This window comes from Mesorhizobium sp. M2A.F.Ca.ET.067.02.1.1 (assembly GCF_004023285.1).
Taxonomy (GTDB): domain Bacteria; phylum Pseudomonadota; class Alphaproteobacteria; order Rhizobiales; family Rhizobiaceae; genus Mesorhizobium.
Map to the genome: position 1 here is coordinate 1 of NZ_RZSB01000335.1, position 6,286 is coordinate 6,286.

At 64.7% G+C, this 6,286-nt stretch carries 8 protein-coding genes; 6 read left to right on the plus strand and 2 right to left on the minus strand.

From position 1 onward, the window contains the following. The 3 genes from EOA28_RS21190 to EOA28_RS21200 form a co-directional block, all read left to right on the plus strand. Positions 1–1,005: MotA/TolQ/ExbB proton channel family protein (locus EOA28_RS21190; RefSeq protein WP_128315226.1), on the plus strand; the 1,005-nt coding region annotated here is incomplete at its 5' end. A gap of 1 nt (position 1,006) precedes the next feature. Then, positions 1,007–2,035, plus strand: coding sequence for a peptidoglycan -binding protein (locus EOA28_RS21195; protein ID WP_127249611.1), 1,029 nt, complete (start codon positions 1,007–1,009; stop codon positions 2,033–2,035). A gap of 236 nt (positions 2,036–2,271) precedes the next feature. After that, positions 2,272–2,697 (plus strand): hypothetical protein, encoded by a 426-nt coding sequence (locus EOA28_RS21200; protein ID WP_127249612.1) that lies wholly within the window; start codon positions 2,272–2,274, stop codon positions 2,695–2,697. 77 nt (positions 2,698–2,774) lie between these two features. On the opposite strand, the gene EOA28_RS21205 is transcribed toward EOA28_RS21200, so the two are convergent. Next, positions 2,775–3,128 carry a DUF1304 domain-containing protein gene (locus EOA28_RS21205; RefSeq protein WP_127249652.1) on the minus strand — a complete coding sequence of 118 codons (354 nt, stop codon included), beginning with the start codon at positions 3,126–3,128 and terminating at the stop codon, positions 2,775–2,777. A gap of 147 nt (positions 3,129–3,275) precedes the next feature. Between EOA28_RS21205 and EOA28_RS21210 the strand changes: the two genes are divergently transcribed. From EOA28_RS21210 to EOA28_RS21220, 3 genes are all read left to right on the plus strand, one after another. Continuing rightward, positions 3,276–4,763: a carboxypeptidase M32 gene (locus EOA28_RS21210; protein WP_127249613.1), complete on the plus strand. Its 1,488-nt coding sequence runs from the start codon at positions 3,276–3,278 to the stop codon at positions 4,761–4,763. Between the two features lie 76 nt (positions 4,764–4,839). Next, complete coding sequence (locus EOA28_RS21215) at positions 4,840–5,118, plus strand: hypothetical protein (RefSeq protein WP_127249614.1); 279 nt, start codon at positions 4,840–4,842, stop codon at positions 5,116–5,118. After that, positions 5,115–5,546 carry a type II toxin-antitoxin system VapC family toxin gene (locus EOA28_RS21220; RefSeq protein ID WP_127249615.1) on the plus strand — a complete coding sequence of 144 codons (432 nt, stop codon included), beginning with the start codon at positions 5,115–5,117 and terminating at the stop codon, positions 5,544–5,546. Before EOA28_RS21215 ends, EOA28_RS21220 begins: the two co-directional genes overlap by 4 nt. 7 nt (positions 5,547–5,553) lie before the next feature. On the opposite strand, the gene EOA28_RS21225 is transcribed toward EOA28_RS21220, so the two are convergent. Further along, positions 5,554–6,286 (minus strand): ATP-binding cassette domain-containing protein (locus EOA28_RS21225; protein ID WP_128315227.1); only part of this gene is annotated, 733 nt, incomplete at its 5' end.

Below are 6,286 nucleotides of genomic sequence, written 5' to 3' on the forward strand. Positions count from 1 at the left end.
TCCTTCGGCAGGCAATCGGACGTCCTTGTCTACGATCCGCACAAGCTGTCGAGCCCGCAGGTCTTCCTGCTCACCATGGTGATCTTCCTGATCATCGTCGCTTTCATCGCCGCCATCCTCACCCGCCAGATCTCCACCGCCTTCTCCAGCAATCCGGGCCTCAACGGGCTGATCGTCGGCGTGCTGGCGGTCGGCATCCTGCTTGCCTTCGTCCAGGTCGGGCGGCTGTTCCGCGAGGTGCGCTGGGTCAATTCCTTCCGCGCCGGCTCCGAAACCACCGAGCCGGTGCTGTTGGCGCCAATGAAGGCGATGATCGGCCGCTCGTCGACGATCGCCTTCTCGACCTCGTCGATGCGCACGATGCTGGATTCCATCGCAACCCGCCTCGACGAGAGCCGCGACACCTCACGCTACCTGGTCGGCCTGCTTGTGTTCCTCGGCCTGCTCGGCACCTTCTGGGGCCTGCTCAACACCATCGCCTCGATCCGCGAGACGATCGAAGCGCTGGATCCCGGCACCGGCGATGCCGCCGCCGTGCTTGATGCGCTGAAGCAGGGTCTGTCGGCGCCGCTCGCCGGCATGGGCACCGCCTTTTCGTCCTCGCTGTTCGGCCTTTCCGGCTCGCTTGTGCTCGGCTTCCTCGACCTGCAGGCCGGCCGCGCCCAGACCCGTTTCTACACCGAGCTTGAGAACTGGCTGTCCTCGGTCACCGACCTGTCGTCCGACATCGTCGTCTCCGACACCGCCAAGACCGAATCCTCCGAGGACATCCGCCTACTGTCGGAGCGGTTGCGCAGCCTGCAGGAGAATGGCGGCGGCTCCAATCCGCGCGTCGCCACCGCCATGGCCAACCTCGCCGACGGCATCTCGGGGCTGGTGAAGAACATGCGCTCCGAGCAGCAGATCATGCGCGACTGGGTCGAGGCCCAGTCGGACGAGCAGAAGGCCATGCGCAACACGCTGGAGAAGATCGCCGACGCGCTGAAGAAGCAAGGGGTCCACTGACGTGGCGCTGGCAAGACGGCGCGCCGACCGCCGCATCGACTACTGGCCGGGTTTCGTCGACGCCTTGTCGACGCTGCTTCTGGCGATCATGTTCCTGCTCACCGTCTTCGTGCTGGCGCAGTTCCTGCTCAGCCGCGAGATCTCCGGCAAGGACACCGTGCTCAACCGTCTCAACTCGCAGATCAACGAGCTGACCCAGTTGCTCGCGCTGGAGCGCTCGAACAGCCAGGACAAGGAGGATACGCTCGCCAACCTGCAGGCATCGCTGTCGGCGGCGCAGGCCGAAAAGAGCCGCCTCGAGCAATTGCTGGCGCAGGGCGCCGGCGCCGGCGACGCGGCCAACAAGCGGGCGGACCAGCTTTCCGGCGAGCTCAGCAACCAGCGCCAGATCAGCCAGCAGGCGCTGAGCCAGGTCGAGATCCTCAACCAGCAGATCGCGGCGCTGCGCAAGCAGATCGGCGCGCTCGAAGACGCTCTTAACGTCTCCGAGCAGCGCGACCGCGACTCCAACACCAAGATCGCCGATCTCGGCCGCCGTCTGAACGTGGCGCTGGCGCAGCGCGTCCAGGAGCTCAACCGCTACCGCTCCGACTTCTTCGGTCGGTTGCGCGAGATCCTCGCCGACCGTGAGAACATCCGCATCGTCGGCGACCGTTTCGTCTTCCAGTCGGAGGTGCTGTTTCCGACCGGCTCCGACGAAATCAACGACGCCGGCAAGGTCGAGATGAAGAAGCTCGCCGACGCCATCATCGAATTGCAGAAGGAAATCCCGCCGGAGATCAGCTGGGTGCTGCGCGTCGACGGCCACACCGACAACAAGCCGCTGTCCGGCACCGGCCGCTATCGCGACAACTGGGAACTGTCGACCGCGCGCGCCACCTCGGTGGTGAAGTTCCTGATCGAGAACGGCGTGCCGGCCAACCGGCTGGTGGCCGCCGGCTTCGGCGAGTTCCAGCCACTCGACCCCGCCGACACCGACGAGGCGCGCAGCAAGAACCGCCGCATTGAACTGAAGCTCACCGAACGGTGATCCATTATCACACCAAGTCACGGGAAGTTGTTTGTCGGCTGAATACTTAGAGTACCAAGTCCCGCCGGCAAGTCCTGAAAACATTACCATCGGCAATCGACGCACCTAATTTGCCGCGCAGGGCCGGGGACCGCCGGCGATGCCTCCCATCGCGACGCGACGGAACCGGACGGCCCGCAAAGGTCGGAAGGCAATGCGGCAGGGCCGCAGCCTTCCCTATCGGAGGATGCGCCGCCATGCGCGCTTCAACATCTCTCAAGACTATGACTCTGGCTGCCGCGTTGATCGCGGCCCCGCTCGCCGGCGCCTATGCGGCCGGACACCACAAGGGGGCTCTCGACGCGACCCCTACGGCCGATTTCGTCGGCCCCCGCGCGGCCGGTCTTATCGATCAGGTCCAAGGCGTGGATCAGGGCATCACCGATGCCCGGCAGGCAAACAACATTTCGGCTTCCGAGGCGCAGCAACTGCACATGCGCGCCGCTCGCATCAGCCAGGCCGCGGAGCATGTCGCGGCTTCTGATCACGGCCGGATCCCGTCCGCGCAATACCATGAACTGCTGCGCCGCCTCGACAATGTCGACCAGAGGCTGATGAACGACACCGGCAGCGGCTTCATGATAGGCGACGGCGACGACGGCGGGAATTACCCGAACGGTTGACCACCAGGGAAGGGACCACCTGGCGCCCGCGGGACCTGGCCCAGAGGGCGTCCTTTTTCGATCGCGTATCGCTTTGGTTATAGGCCGAGCCAAAGCGCGAGGATCGCAAGCACTGCCGGAACCGTCTGAACAAAGAGAATCTTGCGGCCGACAGTTGCCGCGCCGTAGAGGCCGGCTGTCGCGACGCACAGCAGGAAGAACATCTTGACCTGAAAGCCCGCAGTGCCGAGGTAGAGACCCCATATCAGGCCCGCGGCGAGAAAGCCGTTATAGAGCCCCTGATTGGCGGCGAGCACCTTCGAGGCGCTAGCGAATTCCGGCGTCAGTCCGAACGCCTTGCGACCGCGCGGCGTGTCCCAAAGCACCATCTCCAGATAGACGATGTAGCAATGGATCAGCGCCACCAGCCCGACCAGGATATTGCCGATCATCGTCCCCTCCAGCGGCTTGTTCCCGGCATTGATCACGCAGCCGCCCCACAAGGCAAGACCACTGGTTCCATCCCGGCCGATCAGGGTTGCCAAGCGCGGTGCGTTGGTATCTTTTCGCGCCAGCCACATTGAAGCTGGGTATCCATCATGTCCTTCCAGAAACTCGACGACCTCGGCCACAAGCTCGAAGCGCTGGAGCATGCTTTGGCCATACTCGGCGCCGACGAGGCGACGCATATGGCGGTTGGCGGCGGCGAGAAACGCGCCGAGGCGATGTCCTCGCTGGCCGGCATGTTGCATCGCCAGGCGACCGCGCCGGAGATCGGCGACTGGATTTCGGCCGCCGAAGCCGAGCCGCTCAGCGAGGAACAGCAGGCGGCGGTCAGGGAACTGCGCCGGCAATACACCAACCTCACCTGCCTGCCGGCCGAGTTTGTCGAACGCCAGACGGTAGCGCGCATGCGCTCCGAGCAGCTCTGGCGGAGCTTGCGCGCCAGGAACGACTGGGCGGGCTTCCTGCCGGCACTGGAAGGCGTCGTGGCCCTGGTGCGGGAAGAGGCGGCGCTGCGCGCCGACGCGCTCGGCCTCGCCCCCTATGACGCGCTGATGGAGCAGTATGATCCCGGCAACCGCGCCGCCGACATCACGCCGGTGTTTGCCGAGCTGAAGGTCTTTCTCAAGGACTTCCTGCCGCATGCGCTGGCCGTGCAGGATGCGCGATTGGCGAAGCACCCATTGAAGCCGCTGTCAGGCAGCTATGCCGTCGACCGCCAGCGCGAGCTCGGCCTTGCCATGATGGCGGCCGTCGGCTTCGACCTCACCCATGGCTCGCTGTCGGTATCGCACCATCCCTTCTGCGGCGGCGTGCCGACCGATGTGCGCATCACCACCCGCTACAAGACCTCCGATTTCCTGTCGGCGCTGATGGGCGTGCTGCACGAGACCGGTCATGCGCTCTACGAGCAGAACCTGCCGAAGGCCTGGTCGCATTGGCCGCTCGGCAAGGCGCGCGGCATGGCCGTGCATGAGAGCCAGAGCCTGTTCGTCGAAAAGCAGGTCGGCCGCAACCCCGCCTTCTGGCGCTGGGCTTTGCCGATGGTCGAAAGACATCTCGGCGAAGCCTGGTCGCTCGTCGACATCCTGCCGCATGTCCACCATGTCGAGCGCGGCCTGATCCGCGTCGACGCCGACGAGGTCACCTATCCGCTGCATGTCATCCTGCGCTACGAACTCGAGCAGGAGCTGGTGTCCGGCCGGCTGGAAGCCGCCGACCTCCCCGAGGCATGGGACGTCAAGATGCGCGACTATCTCGGCCTCTCGACCATCGACAACCCGGCCGAGGGGCCGATGCAGGACGTGCACTGGCCGGGCGCCGCTTTCGGCTATTTCCCCTCCTACACGTTGGGCGCCATGATGGCGGCGCAGCAATGGGCGGCTTTGACCAGGGAGCACCCGTCCGCCGACGAGGACCTTGCCAAGGGCGATTTCAGCGCCATCAACGAGTGGCGTCGCGCAAAGATCTGGTCGCAGGGCTCGCGCTGGTCGACGCCCGAGCTGCTCGAGCGCGCCACTGGCGAGAAGCTGAACGCCGCTTACTTCACGGAGCATCTGCGCTGGCGGTACGGAGCCTCATAGACCGACCCCGGCGGCAATGGCCGCTCATTTGCGTACCATTTCGTACTACTGTATGTTATGATTGGGAGGTGCGCAGATGAACGCTTCAGGTCCCAAGGAACGCGCAACGTTTTCGATCGACAGCACGATCAAGGAGACGCTTGAAAGCCAGATTCCGAAAAGCAAGCGATCCCGCTTTGTCGAAGAGGCGATCGCGAAGGCATTGAAGGACGCCGCGAAAGAACGCGCTCTGAAAATGATCCGGGAATTCAAGTCGACCTCGACCGGCGGCGAAGACTCCACCGACGTGCTGCGCAGAATTCGCCAGGAAATGGACGGCCGGCCGGTGGATATCCTCGAAGGCCGCAAAAAGTGATCATCGTCGACGCGTCGATCTTCATCAAACTCTTTCGGGATGAGGATGACAGCGAACAGGCTCGAAATCTGTTCGCGAAGAACATTGCAGATGGCCGCGCCATAGCCGCTCCCGGCATCCTGCTTTACGAGGCGCTATCGACTGCGCTCCATTATGAGCAATCCTTTGTCATGGTCGCAAAGCTCATCGCCGGATTGCGCGAAGGCGGTTTCGAGCTTCTGGAGCCGGATATGGACGAACTGGCCAAAACACAGGAGATGGCGACGCAGCTCAGTCCGGCTGGCGGCTATCCGACGCTCAACGATTGCGTTTACCACGCCATCGCCATCAATCGCGCTGCAACGTTGGTAACAGCCGACCGGCGGCATTTTGCCAAAACAAAACACTTGGGCCGCATCACTCTACTCGCCGACTGGCGACCAGGCTGACACATTTCTACTCCGCCGCGCCTTTGAACGCGTCGGCGCCTGCCTCGAACTGCAGCTTGGCGAGCCGCGCGTAGATGCCGCCCTTGGCGACAAGGCTCTGATGCGTGCCTTCCTCGACGATGCGGCCGCCCTCCATGACCAGGATGCGGTCGGCCTTGAGCACCGTCGCCAGTCGGTGCGCGATGACGATGGTGGTGCGCCCGCGCATCAGCCGCTCCAGCGCCCGTTGCACCAGGGTCTCGCTTTCGGCGTCGAGCGCCGAGGTCGCCTCGTCGAGCAGGAGGATCGGCGCGTCGCGCAAGATGGCGCGGGCAGTCGCGATGCGCTGGCGCTGGCCGCCCGACAGTGTCACGCCGCGCTCCCCGACCTGGCTGTCATAGCTGTTGCCCAGTCTGGCGATGAATTCATCGGCAAGCGCGGCCTTGGCGGCGGCCTCGATCTCGGCGTCGCCGGCGCCCTGCCGGCCGAAGCCGATATTGTCGCGCACGCTTGCCGCGAAGATGGTGACGTCCTGTGGCACGATCGCGATGCGTTGACGGATGGCGGCCGGGTCGGCCTCGCGCAGATTGACGCCGTCGATGGCGACGCGCCCGGTCTCGGGATCGTAGAAGCGCAGGATCAGCGAGAAGACAGTGCTTTTGCCGGCGCCCGAAGGCCCGACGATCGCCACCGTCTCGCCGGGCTTAACCTGGAAGCTCAGGCCATGCACGGCGGCGCGGTCCGGCCGCGCCGGATAGGAG

Bases quoted from the DNA above. Each gene is read 5' to 3' on its own strand.
- EOA28_RS21200 (WP_127249612.1), top strand. From the start codon at position 2,272: ATGCGCGCTTCAACATCTCTCAAGACTATGACTCTGGCTGCCGCGTTG.
- EOA28_RS21210 (WP_127249613.1), top strand. From the start codon at position 3,276: ATGTCCTTCCAGAAACTCGACGACCTCGGCCACAAGCTCGAAGCGCTG.
- EOA28_RS21215 (WP_127249614.1), top strand. From the start codon at position 4,840: ATGAACGCTTCAGGTCCCAAGGAACGCGCAACGTTTTCGATCGACAGC.
- EOA28_RS21205 (WP_127249652.1), bottom strand. From the start codon at position 3,128: ATGATCGGCAATATCCTGGTCGGGCTGGTGGCGCTGATCCATTGCTAC.